This is a genomic window from Streptomyces roseolus, assembly GCF_014649855.1.
Taxonomy (GTDB): Bacteria; Actinomycetota; Actinomycetes; order Streptomycetales; family Streptomycetaceae; genus Streptomyces; species Streptomyces roseolus.
Window position 1 is genome coordinate 158,662 of the sequence record NZ_BMTV01000002.1, and the last position, 21,370, is coordinate 180,031.

Below are 21,370 nucleotides of genomic sequence, written 5' to 3' on the forward strand. Positions count from 1 at the left end.
TTCAGTTGCTCCTAACGAATTGCGGAAGTGTGTCGTCGCGCCCTGTGATGACGTGAGCGTCAGTCGTGTGCGTGCAGCGGCTTGCCGGCCAGGGCCAGGTGGGCCTCGCCGAGCGCCTCGTTCTGCGTCGGGTGGGCGTGGATGAGCTGCGCCACCTCGGCCGGCAGCGCCTCCCAGTTGTAGATCAGCTGCGCTTCGCCGACCTGCTCGCCCATGCGGTCGCCGACCATGTGGACGCCGACCACGGCACCGTCCTTGACCTGGACGAGCTTGATCTCGCCGGCGGTCTTCAGGATCTTGCTCTTGCCGTTGCCGCCGAGGTTGTACTTGAGGGCGACGACCTTGTCCGCGCCGTACAGCTCCTTGGCCTTGGCCTCGGTGACGCCGACGGAGGCGACCTCGGGGTGGCAGTACGTCACCCGGGGCACGCCGTCGTAGTCGATCGGGACCGGCTTCAGACCGGCCAGCCGCTCCGCGACGAGGATGCCCTCGGCGAAGCCGACGTGCGCGAGCTGGAGGGTCGGGACCAGGTCGCCGACCGCGGAGATCGTGGGCACGTTGGTGCGCATGTACTCGTCGACCAGGACGTAGCCGCGGTCCATCGCGACGCCCTGCTCCTCGTAACCGAGGCCGGCCGAGACCGGGCCGCGGCCGATGGCGACGAGCAGCACCTCGGCCTCGAAGGTCTTGCCGTCGGCGAGGGTGACCTTCACGCCGTTCTCGGTGTACTCGGCGCTCTGGAAGAAGGTGCCGAGGTTGAACTTGATGCCCCGCTTGCGGAAGGCGCGCTCCAGGAGCTTCGAGCTGTTCTCGTCCTCGACCGGAACGAGGTGCTTCATGCCCTCGATCACCGTCACGTCGGTGCCGAAGGACTTCCACGCGGAGGCGAACTCGACGCCGATCACACCGCCGCCGAGGATGATGGCGGACTCCGGCACACGGTCCAGGGTGAGGGCGTGGTCCGAGGTGATGATGCGGTTGCCGTCGATCTCCAGGCCGGGCAGGGACTTCGGCACGGAACCGGTGGCGAGGAGGACGTGACGGCCCTCGACCCGGCGCCCGTCGACGTCGACCGAGGTGGGGGAGGACAGGTGGCCGGTGCCCTCGATGTAGGTCACCTTGCGGGAGGCGACGAGGCCCTGCAGACCCTTGTAGAGGCCCGCGATCACGTCGTCCTTGTACTTGTGCACGGCCTTGATGTCGATGCCGTCGAAGGAGGCCTTGACGCCGAACTGCTCGGCCTCACGGGCCTGGTCGGCGACCTCGCCGGCGTGCAGCAGGGCCTTCGTCGGGATGCAGCCGTTGTGCAGGCAGGTGCCGCCGAGCTTGTTCTTCTCGATGAGTGCGACGTCCAGGCCCAGCTGCGCTCCGCGCAGCGCCGCGGCGTAACCGCCGCTACCGCCGCCGAGGATCACTAGGTCGAAAACGGTGCTGGCGTCGTTCGCCACGTCACGTCCTCCATGCATGTGCGCTCGTCGCCGGTCGTCGATGACCGGGCGGCGGCTCCGGTGTCCGGCCGCATTATTTCGGCCCTGTGGTGGGGGCCCTGTCCTGCCGAGAACCCATCTTCGCACTTGTTGACGGATGGCGGGACGCGGGGCCGGTGGATGAGACCGGCCGATCCTCCGTCCGGCCGTCCGAGCAGGCGTACGAAGCTACGGATTTCGTCGAAGGCGAACAACGGCGGAAGGCCCCGGAGCCGCAGCGTCCGGGGCCTTCCGTCACCTCGGCCGGCTCAGAGCTCGCCGGCCGCCGTCAGCTCGGCGAGACGGACCAGGGTGCGGACCGAGGAGCCGGTGCCGCCCTTGGGGGTGTAGCCGTACGGGGCGCCCTCGTGGAAGGCCGGGCCCGCGATGTCCAGGTGCGCCCAGGTGATGCCCTCGCCCACGAACTCCTGGAGGAAGAGGCCGGCGATCAGGCCGCCGCCCATCCGGACGCCCATGTTCGCCATGTCGGCGGTGGGGGAGTCCATGGTCTTGCGCAGCTCCGCGGGGAGCGGCATCGGCCAGGACTGCTCGCCGACCTCGCCGGCGATCTCGTGGATCGCGGTCCGGTAGTCGTCGTCGTTGGACATGATGCCGAAGGTGCGCTCGCCGAGCGCGAGGACCATGGCGCCGGTCAGGGTCGCCACGTCGACGATCGCGTCCGGGTGCTCCTCCGACGCCTTGGTGATGGCGTCGGCGAGGACGAGCCGGCCCTCGGCGTCGGTGTTCAGGACCTCGACGGTCTTGCCGCCGTACATGCGCAGGACGTCACCCGGGCGGGTGGCGGAGCCCGACGGCATGTTCTCGGCGAGGGCGAGCCAGCCCGTGACGTTGACCTCCAGGCCGAGGCGGGCCGCGGCGACGACGGTGGCGAAGACGGCGGCGGCGCCGCTCATGTCGCACTTCATCGTCTCGTTGTGGCCGGCCGGCTTGAGGGAGATGCCGCCCGAGTCGTAGGTGATGCCCTTGCCGATCAGGGCGAGGGTCCGCTCCGCCTTCGGGTGGGTGTGGGCGATGCGGACCAGGCGCGGCGGGTTCGCCGAGCCGGCGCCGACGCCGAGGATGCCGCCGTAGCCGCCCTTGGCGAGCGCCTTCTCGTCGAGGACCTGCACCTTGAGGCCGTGCTCCTTGCCGGCGGCCTGGACGGCGGCGGCGAAGGTGGCCGGGTACAGGTCGTTCGGCGGCATGTTGATCAGGTCGCGGGCGCGGTTGATCTCCTCGGCCACGGCCAGGGCGCGGTCCGCGGCGGCCTTGTGGGCCTTGTCGCGCGGCTTGGCGCCGAGCAGCGCCACCTCGGCGAGCGGCTTCTTGCCGTCCTTCTGCTCCTTGAGGGCGTCGAAGGAGTACGCGCCGAGCAGCGCGCCCTCCGCGATCGCGCCGGCGTCCTCGGCCGAGGCGACCGGCAGCGCGAACGCGGCCTTCTTGGTGCCGGACAGGACGCGGGCGGCGGTGCCGGCGGCGCGGCGCAGGGTCTCGGAGTCGTACGACTCGCCTTCCTCGGGGGCGGAGCCGAGGCCGACGGCGAGCACGACCGGGGCCTTCAGACCGGCGGGCGCGGGCAGCTTGGTCGCCTCACCCTCTCCACCCGAGGCACCCAGGGTCTCCAGGACGGCGGCGAGCCTGCCGTCGAACGCCTTGTCGACGGCCTCCGCGCCCGGGGCGACGACGAGCGTCTTCCCGGCCTTCGCGACGCCGACGACGAGGGCGTCGGCACGCAGCGTCGCCGCTCCGGCAGTGCTGAGAGTGAGAGCAGTCACGGTGGTGAATTCTCGCTTCCATTGAGTTCTGTGGCGGTCGAGGGGTGGGCCGACCGAGCCCGCCGCATCGTATTTCGGCCCGATGAGCGCCGAGAACGAGCCTACGCTCGCTCACCCGGTTCGCTCACCGCGGCTTCGATTCACTCATCCGAGGTGTCTCTTTCATGTTTGTCCTTCCGGCTGTCGTGCCGACGCCACACTCGCCTCATTCACACAAGCGCGGCCTCCACGCCTTCGCTTCATCTCCACGGGACCCCCCGAGCCGGGGGACCCGCCGAGGGGGGACACCACACCATGCACGCGAACAGATTCCGCACGCCCGCGCCCGCGCCGGGGAAGGCCGGAAAACGGGCGGTGCCGGCCCGTGCCGGCCGCACCGCCGGGGCGCTCGCCGCCGCGGCGCTCCTCGCCACCGTGGTCCCGTCCGCGCAGGCCGCGGCCGCCCCCGTGCCCCGGATCGACCTCACCGTCCTGGTCGTCGACGACGGCGGGAGCGCCATCGAGGCCATCACCGCCGAACTGAGGGGCTCCGGCGTCCCGTACCGCACCCTCGACCTGAACGACCCGGACCGGCCCGTCCTCACCCCCGCCTTCCTCAGCGACACGGTCGACGGCCGGCCGCGCGCCAGGTACCAGGGCGTCGTCCTGCCCCACGAGACCGCCTTCGGCCCCGACTCCGCCGAGCACACCGCCCTCCAGGCGTACGAGCGGACCTTCGGCGTCCCGCAGGTCGACGCGTACACCTGGTCGCACCCCGGCGTCGGCCTCGACTACACCACCGACGGCGGCTGGTCCGGCGTCCTCGACGGCGTCACCGCCGGCGTCACCCCGGCCGGCAGGGCGGGCCCCTTCGGCTACCTCGCCGGCAGCCTGACCTTCGAGGACAACGACCCCGCGGTCTCCGAGAGCTACGGCTACGCGGGCCGTCCCCGGGCCGGCTTCACCAGCCTCGTGGACATCCCCGTCGACGGCGGCGGCCGGGCCAGCCTGGTCGGCGAGTACGCCGCCGACGGGCGCCGCGAACTGGTCGTCACCTTCGCCTACAACCAGCACCAGCGGCAGTTCCGCGCCCTCTCCCGCGGCATCGTCGAATGGCTCACCCAGGGCGTGCACCTCGGGCAGTCCCGGAACTACCTCTCCGTCCACGTCGACGACGTCCTCGCCCCCGACGCCCGCTGGGACACCGTCCGCGACTGCACCCCCGGCGACCTCGACTGCGTGGGCGGAGACCCGGAGGCCGAGAACCCCATCCGGATGACGGCCGCCGACGCCACCTACGCCGCCGCCTGGCAGAAGGCCTCCGGCTTCACCCTCGACATGGTCTACAACGGCGGCCAGGGCGAACAGTGGAAGGCCGAGCACGGCGGCAGCGACCCGCTCGCCGCACGCCTGATCGCCGACCGCGCCCAGTACCGCTGGATCAACCACACCTACACCCACCCCTACCTCGGCTGCGTCCAGGACAACACCACCGTCCCCTGGCGGTGCGCCACCGACGCCTCCGGCAGCACCCTCTGGGTCAGCCGCGCCGAGCTCTCCGCGCAGATCCGGAACAACGTCGACTGGGCTGTGGGCAAGGGCATCTCCGTGGACCGCTCCGAACTCGTCACCGGCGAGCACTCCGGTCTGAGGACCCTGCCCCAGCAGCCCGCCGACAATCCGCACCTCGCCGGCGCCCTCGCCGACAACGGCGTGAAGTGGACGGCCAGCGACAACTCCCGCGAGCCCCGCCAGCGGGCCGTCGGCGCCGCGAAGACCGTGCCCAGGCACCCCATGAACGTGTACTACAACGTCGGCACCGCCGCCGAGATGACCGACGAGTACAACTGGATCTACACCTCCCGCGCCCACGGCGGCAGCGGCGTCTGCGAGTCGAACCCCGCCTCGACCTGCCTGCCCGCCCCGCTCGACCCGGCCACCGGCTTCGCGGCGCACATCGTCCCGCAGGAGGCCCGCACCGCCCTCGGCCACGTCCTCGCCAACGACCCCCGGCCGCACTACGTCCACCAGTCGAACCTGGCCGAGGAGCGCCTCCTCTACCCGGTCCTCGACCGGGTCCTCGCCGACTACCGGGCGCTCTTCGCGGCCGACACCCCGATCGTGAACCCCCGTCAGAAGGACGTCGGCGCCGAACTGACCCGCCGCGACGCCTGGGACGCCGCCCTCGCCGCCGGCAAGGTCACCGCCTACCGCATCGGGAACACCGTCACCGTCAAGGCGCCCTCCGGCGTCCAGATCCCCGTCACCGTCCCCGAGGGCACCCGCAGGCAACTCGTCCTCGGCACCACCGCCTTCGGCACCGCCTACGCCGGAAGCCGCTCGGCGTGGACCGCGCCCGAGCTGCTCCAGACCGCCGTCACACTCCGGCTCCCGACCGCCTGACCAGCACGCTCTGGGGGGAACACACACCATGCCGAGCAGTGGCCGTCACGTCACCATGCTCACCGAAGGCACCTACCCGCACGTCCACGGCGGCGTCAGCACCTGGTGCGACCAGCTCGTCCGGGGCATGCCCGAGGTCACCTTCGAGATCCTCGCCCTCACCGGCAGCGGCCGCGAACCCGTCACCTGGGAGCTGCCGCCCAACGTCACCCGGCACACCGCGTTCCCCCTCTGGGGCCACCCGCGGGGACCGGCCGCGCCCACCAGGCCGCGCCGGCCCCCACGGGGGCGCGACCGCCGCCGCTTCCTCGCCGCGTACGAGCGCTTCCTGCTCGCCCTGCTCGACCCGGACGCCGGCCACGACCTCGCCGGCCCCCTGTACGAGCTCGCCGCCCTCGCCCGCGAGGGCCGGCTCACCCCGGCCCTCCGCTCCGAGGCGGCCCTGCGCTCCCTCATGTGGATCTGGACCATGCCGCACCTGCCGACGCGTGCCGCCGGGCCCACCGTCCACGACGCCCTCACCGCCACCGACCTGCTGGAACACGCCCTGCGGCCGCTCGGCGCCCGGATAGCCGACGGCAGCGTGGCGCACGCCGTCTCCAGCGGCCTCGCCACCCTGCCCGCGCTCGCCGCGCAGCACTTCGAAGGGGTGCCCTTCCTGCTCACCGAACACGGCATCTACCTCCGCGAGCGCTACCTCGGCTACCGCACCGAGGCCCAGAGGTGGCCCGTGAAGGCCCTCATGCTCGGCTTCTACCGCGAGCTCAACTCCCTCGGCTACCGCCAGGCCGACCTCATCACCCCCTGCAACCAGTACAACCGGCGCTGGGAGGAGCGCGGCGGCGCCCCCGCCGACCGCATCCGCACCGTCTACAACGGCGTCGACCCCGCCCTCTTCCCCGAGGCGGGACCCGAACCCGAGACCCCCACGCTCAGCTGGTGCGGCCGGGTCGACCCGATCAAGGACCTGGAGACCCTGATCCGGGCGTACGCGATCTGCCGCGCCGAACTCCCCGAGCTGCGGCTCCGCCTCTTCGGCCCCGTCCCCGCCGGCAACGAGGACTACCGCACCCTCCTGGAGAAGCTCGCCGCCGAACTCGGCGTCGCCGACGGCGTCTCCTTCGAGGGCCGCGTCTCCGACGTGCCCTCCGCCTACGCGGCCGGCAGCGTGGTGATGCTCTCCTCCATCAGCGAGGGCTTCCCCTTCTCCCTCATCGAGGCGATGTCCTGCGGCCGGGCCACCGTGTCGACGGACGTCGGAGGGGTGCGGGAGGCGGTCGGCGACACCGGCGTCGTCGTCCCGCCCCGCGAACCGGCCGTCATGGCCGCCGCGGCCTCCGCGCTGCTGCGCGACGGCGCCCGCCGCGCCGAGCTCGGCCGGCGGGCCCGGCAGCGGGTGATCGACGAGTTCACCCTGCACCGCTCGGTCGACGGCTTCCGCCGCATCTACCGCGAACTCGCCGCCCCCCGCTCCGGCGCGGCGATCCCCGCCGTCCCGCCGCTGCGCGTCAGCATCCCGTCCCCGCGCCGAGGCGCGCCCCGAGTCCCCGAAGGCACCCCGGCATGAGCGGCTCCCTCTGGCTGAAACCCCCGACCACCCCTCCGCCCCTCCCGTTCCCGCCCCGCCCGGACCGCGGGACGCCCCACGCCCCCGCCGGACCCGGGGTCGCGCCCGACCCGCTCGACGAACTCGCCGGCCGGCTCGACGCGTTCGTGGCCGCCGCCGTGCACCCGGACGAGATAGCCGCGCTGCTCGAATCGGACGGCATGACCGACGACCACATCCGCCTCACCTACGGGCGGAACGATTCCTTCGCGCTCGCCGAGGACCTGTACGCGCGCGTGGCCCGCCGCCACCCCGGGCCGCCCGGGAAGGACCGGAGCCGCCCGGGGCCCGCCGAAGGGCTCGGCGGCTGCCTGCTGCGCGGCCTCGTCTTCGCACTGCCGGGCCTCGCCTACGTCCTCGCGGGACCGCTGCTCGCCGGACAGCAGGGGCGGTACGGGCTGCCCGCCGGCACCGTGCCGCTGCTCGCCGGGGCCGTCACCGGCTGGGTCTGGAACCAGGCCCTCTCCCACCGCGCCCACACCTGGCTCGGTCTCGGCGACCGGGCCGCCGCCGCCCGCGCCCTGCTCACCGGCGCCCCGGCCGGCGCGCTCGCCGGCACCGCCGTCGCCCTCGCCGCCGCCCGCGACGGCGAACTCCCGGCCGCCGTCTTCGCCGCGGGCCAGTCCCTCTACCTCGGCGCCGCCACCGTCCTCCTCGTCCTCGGCCGCGAACGGGCCCTGCTCGCCGCCCTGCTGCCGCTCCTCGGCGCCCTCCCCGCCCTCCGGTGGGACCTGCCCGACCCGCTGCGCGTCGCCCTGCCGGCCCTCTCGCTCACCGCCGCCTGCCTGGTCGCCGCCCGCGCGCTGCGCCCCGGCACCGCGCGCGGTGCCGCCGGGCGGGGCGGACCGCCGCTGGCGGCCTCCGTCCCGTACGGCCTCTTCGGCCTCGGCAGCGGCGTCCTCGTGCTGTACGCCGGACTCGGCGACGCCCTCGCCACCGGCAGCGGCGCGGTCATCGCGCTCACCCTCTCCATGGGGCCCGCCGAATGGCTGCTGCACCGCTTCCGGGGCGACAGCCTCGCCCGGCTGCGCACCCTCACCACCGCCCGCGAGTTCCGCCGCGCCGTCACCGGCACCCTGGCCCTCCGCCTCGGCGGCTACCTGACCGTGCTCCTCGGCCTCCTGCTCGCCGCCACCCTGCTCTGGCCGGACACCCCCTGGCCGACCGGGGAACGGCTGCTCACCCTGCTGCTCCTCGGCACCGTGCTCTGGCTGGGGCTGCTCCTCCAGGCGTTCGGCGCCGTCCTCGGCGCGGCGGCCGTCTGCCTCCTGGCCGCCGCCGCGCAGACCCTGGAACCGGCGGCGGGAACGCTCGCCGCGGGGACGGCGGCCGTCGTGCTGGCCGCCCTCACCCGTGCTCTGCTGGTACGACCGACCGCCCACCGCCTCTAGAAGGGCACCGACGTGAAGCGTTCCCTCCTGGTGCCCTTCTACGAGCACCCCGCCGACCGCCCCGAGGGCTGGGCGGCCCTGATCGCGGCCGCGCCGGCGCTCCACGGCGTCGTCCTCAACCCCGCGGACGGCGCCGGCGAGGCCCCCGACCCGGCCTTCGCCGAGGCCGCGGAGCGGCTGCGCGCCGCCGGGGTGCGGATCCTCGGCTACGCGGACACCGCCTACGGCCGCCGTCCGCACGCCGAGGTCGTCGCCGACCTGCTCCGCCACCGCGACTGGTACGGCGCCGACGGGGCCTTCCTCGACCAGGTCGCGACCGCGCCCGACGCCCTGCCGCACTACCGCCGTCTCGCCGTCGCCGCGCGGACCGCCGGCGCGGCGACCCTCGTCCTCAACCACGGCACCCACCCCGACGACGGGTACGCCGAACTCGCCGACCTGCTGGTCACCTTCGAAGGCCCCTGGGACACCTACCGCGCCCTCGACCTGCCGGCCGCCCCGCACCACTGCCACCTCGTCTACGCGGCCCCGCCCGGCTTCCGCCCCGCGACCGAGATCCACTGCGCGGTGCCGGGCACGGGCGCCCACCCCTGGGGGACCCTGCCGCACGGGATCGCGGAACCCGCCCGATGAGGCGCCTCCTGCCGCTCCTCGCGGCCCTCCTGCTCCTGGCCACGGCCTGTACCACCGCCCCCGCCCCCGACCCCAAACCGGAGGAGCGGGAACGCTGGCGCCCGACGGCCGGGCTCGCCTGGCAGTGGCAGCTCAGCGGCCGCCTGGACCCGACCGTCGACGTCCCCGTCTACGACATCGACGGCTTCGACCACCCGGCCGCGACCGTCGCCGACCTGCACCGCCGGGGCCGGAAGGTGATCTGCTACCTCTCCACCGGCGCCTGGGAGGACTTCCGCCCCGACGCGGACCGCTTCCCGAAGTCAGTCCTCGGCAGGAGCAACGGCTGGGCCGGCGAACGCTGGCTCGACATCCGCCGCACCGACGTCCTCGAACCCCTCATGGCGGAACGCATCGACATGTGCCGCGCCAAGGGCTTCGACGCCGTCGAACCCGACAACATGGACGGCTACCGCAACCGCACCGGCTTCCCCCTCACCGCCGCCGACCAGCTCGCCTACAACCGCCTCATCGCCCGCCTCGCCCACGACCGCGGCCTGGCCGTCGGCCTCAAGAACGACCTCGACCAGATCCCCCAGCTCCTCCCCGACTTCGACTTCGCGGTCAACGAGCAGTGCGCCGAGTACGCCGAGTGCGACCTCCTGGCCCCCTTCATCGCCGCGGACAAACCCGTCTTCCACGCCGAGTACGAACTGACCCTCGCCCAGTTCTGCCCCCGCTCCCGCGCACTGGGCCTCAGCTCGCTCCTCAAACACCACGAACTCGACGCCTGGCGCCGGGCCTGCTGAGGCCCGGAGACCGGAAGGCGGGGGATCACGAGAGCCGGAAGCAGGTGGCCCGGCCCTCGCCGCGGTCCCGCCATTCCGAGGGGGTCGACCAGCGCGCCGGCTCTCCGGTGCCTTCACGAGGGGGAGAGGGTTGCCCGCCGGAAGATCACGAAGCGGTCACCCTGCGGTCAGCCCAGCGTCAGCGCCACCAGGGTCGCCGTCGCCGCCGTCTCCTCCACGGCGCCGAAGACGTCGCCGGTGACGCCGCCGAAGCGGCGGACGCAGCGGCGGAGGAGGAGGGCGGCGGCGGCCAGGCCGGCGCCGGTGGCGAGGACGGCGTGGACGGCGTCGTACGAGGAGAGGAGGAGGCCGGAGGCGGCGGCGAGGAGGAGGACGGCGGCGGTGCAGAGGGTCGCGGAGCGCACCGGGACGGTGGCGGCGACGATCGCGCCGAGGCCCTCGGGCCGGGCGGCCGGGACGCCGTGCCGGGAGGCGTGGGTGAGGGCGAGCCGGGCGACCGTGGCCGCCAGGACGGCGGCGGCCGCGCCGTGCGCCCAGCCCTCCCCGTACAGCTCGTACAGGGCCGCGACCTGCGCGAGCAGGACGAGGACGAGGGCGATGACGCCGAACGGCCCGATGTCGGACTGCTTCATGATGCGCAGCGCGTCCCCGGCCGGCTTGGCGCTGCCGAGGCCGTCGGCGGTGTCGGCGAGGCCGTCGAGGTGCAGGCCCCGGGTGAGGACGGCGGGGACGGCGACGGTGACGACGGCGGCGAGGAGGGGGCCGGCGCCGAGGGGGAGGAGGACGCCGCCGGCCGCCGCGGCGACCAGGCCGACCGCGAGCCCGGCGAGCGGGGCGCAGAGCATGCCGGCGCGCGCCGCGTCCCGGTCCCAGCGGGTGATGCGGGCGGGGAACACGGTGAGGGTGCCGAAGGCGAAACGCAGGCCGTCCATCCGGGCAGGGTAATCGCCGGACCGGGACGGTAGATTGCGCCTACCGGACAAGAGGTGCATATCGGATCGGGGTGGCATGGGTCACTGGTTCTCCCGCAACATCCTGGAGCCGGGGAAGCTGCCGATGCTCCTCGCGCTGACCTCGTTCGTCCTGACCTTCCTGGTCACCCGCACGGTCACCCGGCTGATCCGCGCCGGGAAGGGCCCGTTCCGGAACGTTTCCTCGGGCGGGCTCCACATCCATCACGTCGTGCCCGGTGTGGTCCTCGCCGTGCTCGGCGGCTTCGGCGCGGTCGCCAGCGGCCGTCACGGCTTCGGCGCCGCGGCCTTCGCCGTCGTCTTCGGGATCGGCGCCGGCCTCGTCCTCGACGAGTTCGCGCTCATCCTCCATCTCGACGACGTGTACTGGTCGGAGGAGGGCCGGCAGAGCGTGGAGGTCGTCGTGCTGACCGCCGCCCTCGTGCTGCTGCCGCTCAGCGGCTTCTCCCCGCTCGGCGTCGACGACGTCACCGACGAGGAGCGCCAGGACCGGGTGGGCTTCCTCCTCACCCTGGCCCTCAACTTCCTGTTCATCCTGGTCGCCCTGGTCAAGGGCAAACCGCGGATGGCGCTCCTCGGGGTCTTCGTGCCGTTCGTGGCGATCGTCGGCGCCGTCCGCCTCGCCCGCCCCGGCTCCTGGTGGTGGCGGCGCCTCTACCACCGCCGCCCTCGGGCACGCGCGCGGGGCACGGTCCGCGCCTACCGGCACGACCGGCGCTGGACCCGGGTGCGGCGGAGGGTTCAGGACCTGATCGGCGGTTTCCAGGAACGCGTCCCGGGCCGCGGCCCCGGCTCGTCCTGACCCCGCTCCCGCCAGGTCTCGAAGGCCATCAGGACGAGGACCCCGGCGATGGCCGCCAGATGCTCCTTGCCCGCCAGGTTCGGCTTGACGACCACCTCGACCACCATCGCCACGACGACGGCCGCGCCCGTCCAGTACGCCCGCTTCCGCCGGCACACGTAGACGGCGAGGCCGACCACCGCCGCCGAGGGGCCGGTGTCCACCACCTGCGCGTCGGAGGCCGGCAGCCCGAAGAGGGTGCCGGGGCCCAGGGCGATGCCCACGCGCGCGTACAGGGTCCCGCAGAGCGTCGCCAGGTACGCGATCCCCAGCGTCCGCCACCGCCCGAGGCACAGCTCCGCGATCCCGAAGACCAGCAGGACCTGCGCGAGCGCGCCCCAGACCGGCAGGTCGAGCGCGGGGACGAAGAGCGAGAGCGGGGTCCGCAGCAGGGCGAGCCACAGCGGGTCCTCGGCCCGCACGGCACCGATGGCCTGGACCGGCCCGTACCCCCACTCCTGGTTCTGGACGAACTGGAACGCCGCGGTGAGGCAGACCGCCGTGAGCGTCAGCGGCACCGCCCTCCACCGCCGGGCCGTCAGCTCCCCCCGTACGGTGACGGCCAGCGGCCCCCACTCGCGCCGGGCGAACCGGCGCACCGGCGAGCTCACCGCCCGCCCGCCAGGTGCTTGCGGTACAGCCTCCCCCGAGGACTTCGTCCAAGGGGTGCCCCCAGGAGCCCCGGAGCCTCCAGGAAGCCCTCGGCCCGCCCGGCGGCCAGGCCGATGCGCGGCAGGTCGGCGCTCTTCTCGAAGAGCATGAAACGCGGCTCCCAGATCGGTCGGTACTTGGCGTTGGCCCGGTACAGCGACTCGATCTGCCACCAGCGGGAGAAGAAGCCGAGCAGGGAGCGCCAGAGCCTCAGCACCGGTCCGGCGCCGAGCTTCGAGCCGCGTTCGAAGACGGAGCGGAACATCGCGAAGTTCAGTGAGACCTGAGTGATCCCGATCTCCTTCGCCCGCTGGAGGAGCTCGATCACCATGAACTCCATCAGCCCGTTCTCGGAGTCCCGGTCACGCCGCATCAGGTCGAGCGAGAGCCCCTTCGGCCCCCACGGCACGAAGGAGAGCAGCGCCCGCAGCTCGCCCGTGCCGTCGGTGCACTCCAGCATCACGCACCGCCCGTCGCGCGGGTCCCCGAGCCGGCCGAGCGCCATCGAGAAGCCGCGCTCGGTGGCGCCGTCCCGCCAGTCGTCGGCCTTGCGCAGCAGCTCCGCCATCTCCCCGGCCGGAATCGACTCGTGCCGCCGGATCCGCACCTCGTACCCGGCCCGCGCCACCCGGTTGTACGCCTGCCGCACGGTCCGCATCGCCCGCCCGTCCAGGGTGAACTCGTCGGTCTCCACGATCGCCTCGTCACCCAGCTCCAGGGCGTCGAGACCGTGCCGGGCGTAGATCACCCCGGCCTCCTCGCTCGCGCCCATCACCGCCGGGGTCCAGCCGTGCTCCCGCGCCTCGGCGAGCCACGGTTCGATGGCCCCCGGCCACGCCTCCGGGTCGCCGATCGGGTCGCCGGAGGCGAGCGAGACCCCGCCCACCACCCGGTAGGCGACGGCGGCCTTCTCGCTCGGCGACCAGACCACGCTCTTCTCGCGGCGCAGCGCGAAGTAGCCGAGGGAGTCCCGCTCCCCGTGCTTGTCGAGCAGCGCCCGCAGCCGCTCCTCGTCCTCCTCGGTGAGCGGATCGACCGCGCGGCGGGAGCGGAAGGCGGCGAAGAGCACGGCGAAGAGCAGCAGCGTGGACATCACGTTGACGACCACGTCGACCCAGCCGGGGGTGGCGATGGCGGGGAAGCGGGAGTCGTCCGCGGCCAGCGTGATCAGCCGCATCACGCCGTACCGCCACCGCTCCAGGAAGGTGGAGGTGCCGGTGGCCGTGTTGGTGGCGGTCACCAGGAGGGCGGCGAGCAGCGAGGTGACGAGCAGGCCGCCGACCGCGACGATCGCGGCGAGCAGCGGATTGGACCGGTCCCCCTTCGCGTAGAACTCCTTGCGGCCGAGCAGCAGCGCCAGGAAGAAGGCCGCGCTCAGGGCCAGCGAGATCCAGTTCTGCGCGTGCTGCCGGACCTCGGGGAGGATCATCACCAGCGCGAAGAGCAGCAGGAACAGCCCGCTGAGCACGGTGTTGAGGATCCAGGCGGCCCGCTTGCGGCGGCGCATGGTGATCGCCAGGAAGAGGGTGAGGACGCCGGAGGCGAAGCCCGCCGTCAGCATGTACGGCGTGAAGTAGTCGTCCTCGTTGTGCCGCCGCAGGTCCTGGCCGAAGGAGACCCAGACGGCACTCAGGAAGTTGACGAACGTGACGGCGCGGAGGTACCAGACGGCGAACGCGGCACTCCGCCGTGAGCGGTCGGTACCGCGGGGCGTTCCTTCGGCGGACAAACGGACCTCTCCCATGAAAAGCGATCATATGGGGCACCGCTTGCCGTGCGGCGACGCCGGAGGCGGCCATCCGCGCGTCGCGGACGGCCGCCTCCGGGCCTCACCGATTCCGGTGGTGCGCTCCCCGTCAGACCGCCCCGGCCGGGGCGGCCGCGCCCGCGGCGGTCGGCTCCGGGCGCTCGGGCAGCTCGGCGGCGAGCGCCGCCGCGGCCCGGACGAGGGGGAGCGCGAGCAGTGCCCCGGTTCCCTCACCCACCAGGACGCCCTGGTCGAGCAGGGGGTTGAGCGCCATCCGGTCCAGCGCCTTCGCCTGTGCCGGCTCCCCGGACACCTGGCCCGCCAGCCACCAGTCCGGCGCCCGGAACGCCGCCCGCTGCGCCACCAGCGCGCAGGCCGCGCCCACCACGCCGTCCAGGATCACCGGCATCCGCCGCACCGCCGCCTGCAGCAGGAAGCCGGTCGTCGCCGCCAGGTCCGCCCCGCCGACCGCGCCGAGCAGCGCCAGCTGGTCGCCGAGCACCGGCCGGGCCCGCCGCAGCGCGTCCCGGATCGCCGCGCACTTGCGCATCCACGCCAGGTCGTCGATCCCCGCGCCGCCGCGCCCCGTCACCACCGAGGCGTCCGTGCCGCACAGCGCCGCGATCAGCGTCGACGCCGGGGTCGTACCGCCCACGCTCAGATCGCCGAGCACCACCAGATCGGTGCCCGAGTCGGCCTCCTCGTCGGCGATCGCCATCCCGAGCCGCACCGCCGCCTCGGTCTCCTCCGGCGTCAGCGCGTCCTCGACGTCGATCCGGCCGCTGCCGCGCCGCACCCGGTGCCGGGTCACCGACTCCGGCAGCAGCTCCGGGTCGCAGTCCAGGCCCGCGTCCACGACCCGCACCGGCACGTCCATCGAGCGGGCGAGCACCGCCAGCGGGCTCTCCCCGTCGAGCAGCTCCCGCACCAGGAGGTGCGCGGTCCCGGCCGGGCGGCCCGACACCTCCTGGACGGCGACGCCGTGGTCACCGGCGAAGACGACCACCTTCGGCTGCGTGATCGCCCGCACCCGCACCGCCGACTGGGCGGCCGACAGCCACTCGCCCAGCTCGTCGAGGCGGCCGAGCGCGCCCGCGCGGACGGCGAGCCGCTCCCGGCGCTCCTCGGCGTCGCGCCGGATCCCGCCGTCGGGGCGCTCGATCAGATCGGAGAAGTCGTCGAGATTCAGGGGCTGCAGGGGCTGCAGGGGTTCCATCGGGGTTCCGCCTTGTGGCATCAGCGAGGTTCGGCACGGGCTGGTCGCCTCGGGCGCCCTCAGGCACCTTCAGGGACCCTCAAGGATCAGCACCCTACCCGCGCAGCACCAGGGCCTGACCGGCGACCACGAGGACCACCTGCTCGCACTCGTCCCCGAAGGCCGCGTTGAGCCGCCCCAGCTCGTCCCGGAAGCGCCGCCCGGCCGCCGTCGCCGGCACCACGCCCGAGCCGACCTCGTTCGTCACCGCCACCACCGTCCTGCGGGCCGCCCGCACCGCCGCCACCAGCTCAGCCGTCCGCTCCCGCAGCGCCGCCCGCCCGCCGTCCGCCCAGACGGCGTCGTCCCAGGCGCCCACCCGGTCCATGGCGTCCGTCAGCCACAGCGACAGGCAGTCGATCAGCAGCGCCGGACCCTCCTCCGCGAGCAGCGGCACCAGGTCGGTGGTCTCGGCCGTACGCCACGAGCCGGGCCGCCGCTCCCGGTGCAGGCTCACCCGCTCCGCCCACTCCCGGTCGCCCTCGCGGGACCCGCCGGTCGCCACGTACACCACGTCGGGGAAGGTCTCCAGGCGCCGCTCGGCCTCCACCGACTTCCCCGACCGCGCTCCGCCCGTCACCAGCGTCCGGCGCGGCACCACCGGCAGGTCGTGGTACTCGCCCAGGTACAGCACCGTCCCGTCCGGCACCGCCCGCGCCCCGGCCGCCGCGAGCCGCCGGTCCAGCTCGCCGCCGGCCGGCGCGTCATGGTCCAGGTGGACGGCGATCACCTCCGTGCCGGGCCCCACCGCGCCGCTCGCCCGCAGCCGGGCCAGCGCGTCGGGACGGCCCGTGACGTCCGCCGCCACCAGGTCGTACGGCTCCTGGTGGTTCTCCGCGAGACCGGCCGGCGCCCCGCCGCGCGGCAGGTAGAGCAGCCGCTCGCCCTCGGCCGACACCACCTCGTAGCCGGTCCCGGGGGAGTCCATCGGCACCGCCCGCACCCGGTGCCCGCTGATCAGCGTCAGCTCCCGTCCGTCGGGCACCCGCCCGGCCGTCGGCAGCCCCGCCGGCAGCTCCACCGGCGGACCGTCGTGCGGATACGTCAGGAGCACCTGCCGCACCCCCACCAGCGAACGCCCCGCGCGGGCCGCGGCGAGCGCCGCCCCCGGGGTCAGGTCGAGCAGCAGGGCCCCGTCCACGAGCAGCGCGGTCGCGGCACGCGCGCGTGCGCCGCGGGAGGACGCGCACACCGCGCAGGGGCAGTCGGGGCGGGGCAGACCGAGCGGGGAGCCGGTGCCGAGCAGAGTCAGTTCCACGCTCTGATCCTCCCGCGCCCCCGCGCGCGGTGCTCGCCCGGCTACGCTGCGGGCAGGAAACCGATCATCCGGTGAGCCCCAGGAGGCGGACATGGCATGGACGTGGCGGTTCGAGAAGTCCGACGGCACGGAGGTCACCCCGGTGGTGACCCCGGAGGACTTCACCACGCAGGGCGACGCCGAGAGCTGGCTGGGCGAGCACTGGCGCGACCTCCTCGCCGGCGGCGCCGACCAGGCGACCCTCTCCGAGGACACGGTCAAGATCTACGGTCCGATGCCCCTGGACGCGGGGGAGTAGGAGCGTCGCGCACGCGACCGCGGGGCCGGAGGCCGCTCACATCTCGCCGAGCGTGACCTCCGCCCTGCGGGTCGCCGAGCCCCGGACGTAGGTGACCTCCACCTCGTCTCCCGGCCTGCGGTCCGCCAGGGACTCCGCCAGCGAGGTGATCGTCGTGATGTCGTCGTCGGCGAGCCGGGTGATCACGTCCCCCGCCCGCAGCCCCGCCTCCGCCGCCGCCCCGCCGGCCTCCGCCTCCACGACCGCCACGCCCGCCGGCTCGTAGTCGTCGTTCAGGAGGGTGCGGCCGGTGATGTCGAGGGCGGCCCGGCCCGAGTCGGTGACCTTGCCGTCCTTGATGATCTGGTCGGCGATCGTCCGCACCATCGACGCGGGGATCGCGAAGCCGATCCCGGGCGCCGCGCCGCCGCCCATCTGCGGGTCGCTCGCCGCCAGGGTCGGGATGCCGATGACCCGGCTGTCCAGGTCGACCAGCGCGCCCCCGCTGTTGCCGGGGTTGATCGCCGCCGAGGTCTGCACCATGTTCCCGATGGTCGCCCCCGTGCCGCCGCCGGTGCGGCCCTCGCTGACCGTGCGGCCGGTCGCCGAGACGATGCCCTGGGTGACGCTGCCGGACAGTCCGAGCGGGGAGCCCATCGCCAGCACGATCTGGCCCATCTCCACGTCCGCCGAGTCGCCGAACTCGGCCGGTCTGAGCCCGTCGGGCACCGACTCCAGCCGGATCACCGCGAGGTCCTGTTCGGGATAGGCCGCGACCAGCCGGGCCGCCACCGGCTGCCCGCCGGTGGCGGCGGTGACCCGGAAGGACTTCTCCTCGCCGACCACGTGCGCGTTGGTGACGACGTGCCCCTTGTCGTCGTAGACGACGCCGGAGCCGAGGCCCTCCGAGGCGTCGATCTGCACCACGGACGGCAGGACGTCCCTGATGACGGTCTGGTAGTCGTCCTGGAGGTCGTTCGCGGCGAGCGGCGCCGCCTGCGCGGTGGTCCGCCCGGGCGCGTCGGCCGCGCCGGAACCGGACGAGCACCCGGCGGTCAGCGCGGCGGCACAGGCCCCCGCGGCGAGGGGCAGGACGAGGCGTCGGGTACGGGAGCGTGTACGCGCACGGGAGGCATCCATGTCCGGAGTATCCGTTCCGCCCCCTTCGCCCGTCCCGATGGAGGCCGCCGATCAGGCGTACGTCCCGGCGGAGCGGGCAGGGACAGGGGCAGGGAGCAGGCGATGCGGAAAGGGGCCGGCGCGCCGCGTCGGCGCACCGGCCCCTCCGGCCGCGCGGGACGGGCTCAGCCCCGTACCCCGCACAGGTGCAGCAGCGCCGCCACCCGGCGGTACGGATCCGTCCGGCCCGCCCGCTCCTCGGCGGCGAGCAGCCGCTCCAGCTCCTCGGCGGCCGGCAGACCCACCTCCAGCGGGACGCCGTCGGTGAAGACCCGCACCCCGTACCAGGCGTGCAGCGGCGCCGCGATCCCGGCGAGCGTCGCCGACAGCGCGTCGAGGCGGTCGGCCCGCACCTTCACGCCGTCGTCGTCCTGGTAGACGTCCGTGTCGAAGCCGGCCAGCGCACCCGCCCAGTCCCCGGCGAGCCCCGGCCGCATGGCGAGGGCGTCCGCGTTCCGTACCACCAGGGAGAGCAGGCCGCCGGGCGCCAGCATCCGGGCCAGGCCCGCGAGCAGCGCGTCCGGCTCGTCGGCGTACATGAGCACGCCGTGGCACAGCACCACGTCGAAGCTTCCGGGCAGGAAGTGGACGCCGGTCTCGCGGCCGTCGCCCTCGATGAGCCGGACCCGCTCGCGGATCCCGGCCGGCTCGGTCGCCAGCGACTCCCGGGCCGCCTTCAGCAGGTCGGGGTCGGACTCCAGGCCCGTGACCGTGTGCCCGGCCCGGGCCAGACGCAGCGCCTGCGTGCCGGCCCCCATGCCCGCGTCGAGGATCCGCAGCCGCTGCCCCACCGGGTAGCGGCCCGTTATCTGCTCGTCGACCTGCCGGGCGACGATCTCCTGCCGGATGGTGTCCCGCAGCCCGCCGTGACCGGCGGGCCAGTGGACGACCGCCGGCAGTACGGGAGCGCCCGCCCCGGCGCCGGGGACGCCGAAGCCGGGGACACCGGAGGCCGAACCGTCCGCGCTCAGGGCCGCTCTCCGCGCTTGACCTGCGGCTTCGGCAGCCGCAGACGGCGCATCTGGAGCGTGCGCATCAGGCCGTACGCGACCGCGCCGCGCTTCGGCTCGTTAGGGAAGCGCTCGTTGAGCTGCTTCCGCAGGCGGATCCAGATGCCGATGGAGTCGATGACGATCAGGATGATCACACCGAGCCACAGCAGCAGCGAGATGTTCTGCAGCGCGCGGTTGGTGTTGCCGAAGAGCGAGAGCACGAGGATGACCACGGCCATCGGCAGGAAGAACTCGGCGATCGCGAACCGCGAGTCGACGAAATCGCGCACGAACCGGCGCACCGGGCCCTTGTCACGGGCCGGCAGATAACGCTCGTCACCGCTGTTCAGCGCCTCGCGCTGACGGGTCAGGTCGGCTCGCCGCGCCTCACGCTGGCGCTTGGCGGCCTCCTTGCGGTCGAGCGGGACGCTCTGCGCACGACGGCGCTGGGTCTGGGCCTCACTCCGCTTCGGGGTCGGGCGGCCCTTGGGGGCCTCGGGGTCGCGGGGCTGCTTGGAGAGGTCCGCCGTCACCTTCTCGGTGGGGGCCTTCTCATCCTTCGAACGGCTACGGAACACAAAACCCAAGGGTACGGGGTGGCGGGCGGGGAACCCCAGTCCGGGAGGGAACGATCCGCTCACAGCCGGCGTCGTAACCGGTACGCACACGAGGACGCACGGGCGCGCCAGGGGTCTCCCCGAGATCCTTCTACTCCTCCCGCCGGAGACGGGAGCTGCCGCAGTCGTCCTTGGGGAGGAGCGCATCCCGCTCCGAACAGTGCGGTAATGGAGACAGGGACCGTACTGTGGATCCTGACGAAGAGCTGGTGCCGAGTCCGTCAGAAGGGGGCGCGCGAAGCCCATGAGCGGTGTCATGAAGCGTATGGGGATGATCTTCCGCGCGAAGGCGAACAAGGCCCTTGACCGGGCCGAGGACCCGCGCGAAACGCTCGACTACTCCTACCAGAAGCAGCTGGAGCTGCTGCAGAAGGTGCGCCGGGGCGTCGCCGACGTCGCCACCTCCCGCAAGCGGCTCGAACTCCAGCTGAACCAGCTGCAGGGCCAGTCCGCCAAGCTGGAGGACCAGGGCCGCAAGGCGCTGGCCCTCGGCCGCGAGGACCTCGCCCGCGAGGCGCTCTCCCGCCGGGCCGCGCTCCAGCAGCAGGTCAGCGACCTCGAGACGCAGCACCAGACGCTCCAGGGCGAGGAGGAGAAGCTCACCCTCGCCGCGCAGCGCCTCCAGGCCAAGGTCGACGCCTTCCGCACCCGGAAGGAGACCATCAAGGCCACCTACACGGCCGCCCAGGCCCAGACCCGGATCGCCGAGTCCTTCTCCGGCATCTCCGAGGAGATGAGCGACGTCGGCCTCGCCATCCAGCGGGCCGAGGACAAGACCGCCCAGCTCCAGGCCCGGGCCGGCGCCATCGACGAGCTGCTCGCCTCCGGTGCCCTCGACGACCAGTCGGGCCTCGCCAAGGACGACATCCAGGCCGAGCTGGACCGCCTCTCCGGCGGCACGGACGTCGAGCTGGAGCTCCAGCGCATGAAGGCCGAACTGGCCGGGGGCCCCTCCGACCGGCAGCAGGCCATCGAGGGCGGCGCCACGGGCACCCCGCAGCAGAACCAGCAGCAGAACCACCCCCGCTTCGACAAGCAGTAGCCGACCGGCAGAGGACGCGTCATGATCGTACGGATCATGGGGGAGGGCCAGCGAGAGCTGGCCGACAGCCACTTCGCCGAGCTGAACGAGCTCGACGACGAGTTGCTGCGCGAGATGCGATCGGGCGACGAGGAGGGCTTCCGCCGCACCCTGGCGGCCCTCCTCGGCGCCGTCCGCACCCTGGGCACGCCCCTGCCGGACGACGCCCTGGAACCCTCGGAACTCATCCTCCCGTCCCCGGACGCCACCCTGGACGAAGTCCGGGACATGCTCTCGGACGACGGCCTGATCCCCGGCTAGGCCGGTGCGGGCGGGCGTTCCGCGAGGGGCGCGGGGGTCCCCCGTCCGAGCGGGGCCGAGAGCCGGGGGGCGGGCACACCGGAACCGCGCCCTGAGCGGCGCCCGAGCCGCGGCCCCCGCCCCCGGGACCCGCGCCCGAGCCGCAGCCCCCGCCCCCGGGACCCGCGCCGTTCCCCGCGCCCGAACCACCCCGTACCGT

The 21,370-nt window shown here is 73.9% G+C and carries 19 protein-coding genes; 9 read left to right on the plus strand and 10 right to left on the minus strand.

Annotation, left to right across the window (positions count from 1 at the left end; translation table 11 throughout):
* Window positions 1–59 precede the first annotated feature (59 nt).
* Window positions 60–1,448, minus strand: coding sequence for a dihydrolipoyl dehydrogenase (gene lpdA / locus IE245_RS02800; RefSeq protein WP_189945073.1), 1,389 nt, complete (start codon window positions 1,446–1,448; stop codon window positions 60–62).
* Window positions 1,449–1,735: 287 nt separating this feature from the next.
* Window positions 1,736–3,241 carry a leucyl aminopeptidase gene (locus tag IE245_RS02805; RefSeq protein ID WP_189945074.1) on the minus strand — a complete coding sequence of 502 codons (1,506 nt, stop codon included), beginning with the start codon at window positions 3,239–3,241 and terminating at the stop codon, window positions 1,736–1,738.
* Window positions 3,242–3,535: 294 nt separating this feature from the next.
* Between IE245_RS02805 and IE245_RS02810 the strand changes: the two genes are divergently transcribed.
* Genes IE245_RS02810 through IE245_RS02830 form a run of 5 tightly spaced genes read left to right on the plus strand, consistent with a single transcriptional unit; the run spans window position 3,536 to window position 10,041 of the window.
* Window positions 3,536–5,623 carry a hypothetical protein gene (locus tag IE245_RS02810; protein WP_189945075.1) on the plus strand — a complete coding sequence of 696 codons (2,088 nt, stop codon included), beginning with the start codon at window positions 3,536–3,538 and terminating at the stop codon, window positions 5,621–5,623.
* A gap of 28 nt (window positions 5,624–5,651) precedes the next feature.
* The gene (pelF, locus tag IE245_RS02815) at window positions 5,652–7,190 is read left to right on the plus strand and encodes a GT4 family glycosyltransferase PelF (RefSeq protein WP_189945076.1); all 1,539 of its coding nucleotides are present in this window, start codon (window positions 5,652–5,654) and stop codon (window positions 7,188–7,190) included.
* Entirely contained in the window at window positions 7,187–8,620 is a 1,434-nt protein-coding gene (locus IE245_RS02820; protein WP_189945077.1) for a hypothetical protein, read from the plus strand. Before pelF ends, IE245_RS02820 begins: the two co-directional genes overlap by 4 nt.
* Before the next feature lie 12 nt (window positions 8,621–8,632).
* The gene (locus IE245_RS02825; RefSeq protein ID WP_189945078.1) at window positions 8,633–9,253 is read left to right on the plus strand and encodes a spherulation-specific family 4 protein; all 621 of its coding nucleotides are present in this window, start codon (window positions 8,633–8,635) and stop codon (window positions 9,251–9,253) included.
* Window positions 9,250–10,041 carry an endo alpha-1,4 polygalactosaminidase gene (locus IE245_RS02830; protein WP_189945079.1) on the plus strand — a complete coding sequence of 264 codons (792 nt, stop codon included), beginning with the start codon at window positions 9,250–9,252 and terminating at the stop codon, window positions 10,039–10,041. Before IE245_RS02825 ends, IE245_RS02830 begins: the two co-directional genes overlap by 4 nt.
* 167 nt (window positions 10,042–10,208) lie before the next feature.
* On the opposite strand, the gene cobS is transcribed toward IE245_RS02830, so the two are convergent.
* Window positions 10,209–10,973: an adenosylcobinamide-GDP ribazoletransferase gene (gene cobS, locus IE245_RS02835; RefSeq protein ID WP_189945080.1), complete on the minus strand. Its 765-nt coding sequence runs from the start codon at window positions 10,971–10,973 to the stop codon at window positions 10,209–10,211.
* Between the two features lie 76 nt (window positions 10,974–11,049).
* On the opposite strand from cobS, the gene IE245_RS02840 reads away from it, so the two are divergent.
* A complete protein-coding gene (locus IE245_RS02840; protein ID WP_189945081.1) occupies window positions 11,050–11,814 on the plus strand; it encodes a hypothetical protein in 765 nt (254 codons plus the stop codon).
* Here IE245_RS02840 and IE245_RS02845 read toward each other — a convergent pair.
* From IE245_RS02845 to IE245_RS02860, 4 genes are all read right to left on the minus strand, one after another.
* Window positions 11,754–12,464, minus strand: coding sequence for a hypothetical protein (locus IE245_RS02845; RefSeq protein WP_189945082.1), 711 nt, complete (start codon window positions 12,462–12,464; stop codon window positions 11,754–11,756). The genes IE245_RS02840 and IE245_RS02845 overlap by 61 nt on opposite strands.
* Complete coding sequence (locus IE245_RS02850; protein WP_189945083.1) at window positions 12,461–14,248, minus strand: phosphatidylglycerol lysyltransferase domain-containing protein; 1,788 nt, start codon at window positions 14,246–14,248, stop codon at window positions 12,461–12,463. Before IE245_RS02850 ends, IE245_RS02845 begins: the two co-directional genes overlap by 4 nt.
* Before the next feature lie 112 nt (window positions 14,249–14,360).
* Window positions 14,361–15,440: a nicotinate-nucleotide--dimethylbenzimidazole phosphoribosyltransferase gene (gene cobT / locus IE245_RS02855; RefSeq protein WP_189945270.1), complete on the minus strand. Its 1,080-nt coding sequence runs from the start codon at window positions 15,438–15,440 to the stop codon at window positions 14,361–14,363.
* A gap of 121 nt (window positions 15,441–15,561) precedes the next feature.
* Window positions 15,562–16,764 (minus strand): bifunctional adenosylcobinamide kinase/adenosylcobinamide-phosphate guanylyltransferase, encoded by a 1,203-nt coding sequence (locus IE245_RS02860; RefSeq protein WP_189945084.1) that lies wholly within the window; start codon window positions 16,762–16,764, stop codon window positions 15,562–15,564.
* A 91-nt stretch (window positions 16,765–16,855) separates the two neighbouring features.
* Between IE245_RS02860 and IE245_RS02865 the strand changes: the two genes are divergently transcribed.
* Window positions 16,856–17,062 (plus strand): hypothetical protein, encoded by a 207-nt coding sequence (locus IE245_RS02865; RefSeq protein ID WP_189945085.1) that lies wholly within the window; start codon window positions 16,856–16,858, stop codon window positions 17,060–17,062.
* 36 nt (window positions 17,063–17,098) lie between these two features.
* Here IE245_RS02865 and IE245_RS02870 read toward each other — a convergent pair whose 3' ends face one another.
* The 3 genes from IE245_RS02870 to IE245_RS02880 form a co-directional block, all read right to left on the minus strand.
* Window positions 17,099–18,181, minus strand: coding sequence for a S1C family serine protease (locus IE245_RS02870; RefSeq protein ID WP_189945086.1), 1,083 nt, complete (start codon window positions 18,179–18,181; stop codon window positions 17,099–17,101).
* Window positions 18,182–18,345: 164 nt separating this feature from the next.
* A complete protein-coding gene (locus IE245_RS02875) occupies window positions 18,346–19,080 on the minus strand; it encodes a class I SAM-dependent methyltransferase (RefSeq protein ID WP_189945271.1) in 735 nt (244 codons plus the stop codon).
* Between the two features lie 107 nt (window positions 19,081–19,187).
* Window positions 19,188–19,790: a DUF3043 domain-containing protein gene (locus tag IE245_RS02880; RefSeq protein WP_189945087.1), complete on the minus strand. Its 603-nt coding sequence runs from the start codon at window positions 19,788–19,790 to the stop codon at window positions 19,188–19,190.
* Between the two features lie 283 nt (window positions 19,791–20,073).
* On the opposite strand from IE245_RS02880, the gene IE245_RS02885 reads away from it, so the two are divergent.
* A complete protein-coding gene (locus IE245_RS02885) occupies window positions 20,074–20,871 on the plus strand; it encodes a PspA/IM30 family protein (protein ID WP_189945088.1) in 798 nt (265 codons plus the stop codon).
* Between the two features lie 21 nt (window positions 20,872–20,892).
* A complete protein-coding gene (gene pspAA, locus IE245_RS02890; RefSeq protein ID WP_189945089.1) occupies window positions 20,893–21,171 on the plus strand; it encodes a PspA-associated protein PspAA in 279 nt (92 codons plus the stop codon).
* Window positions 21,172–21,370 lie beyond the last annotated feature (199 nt).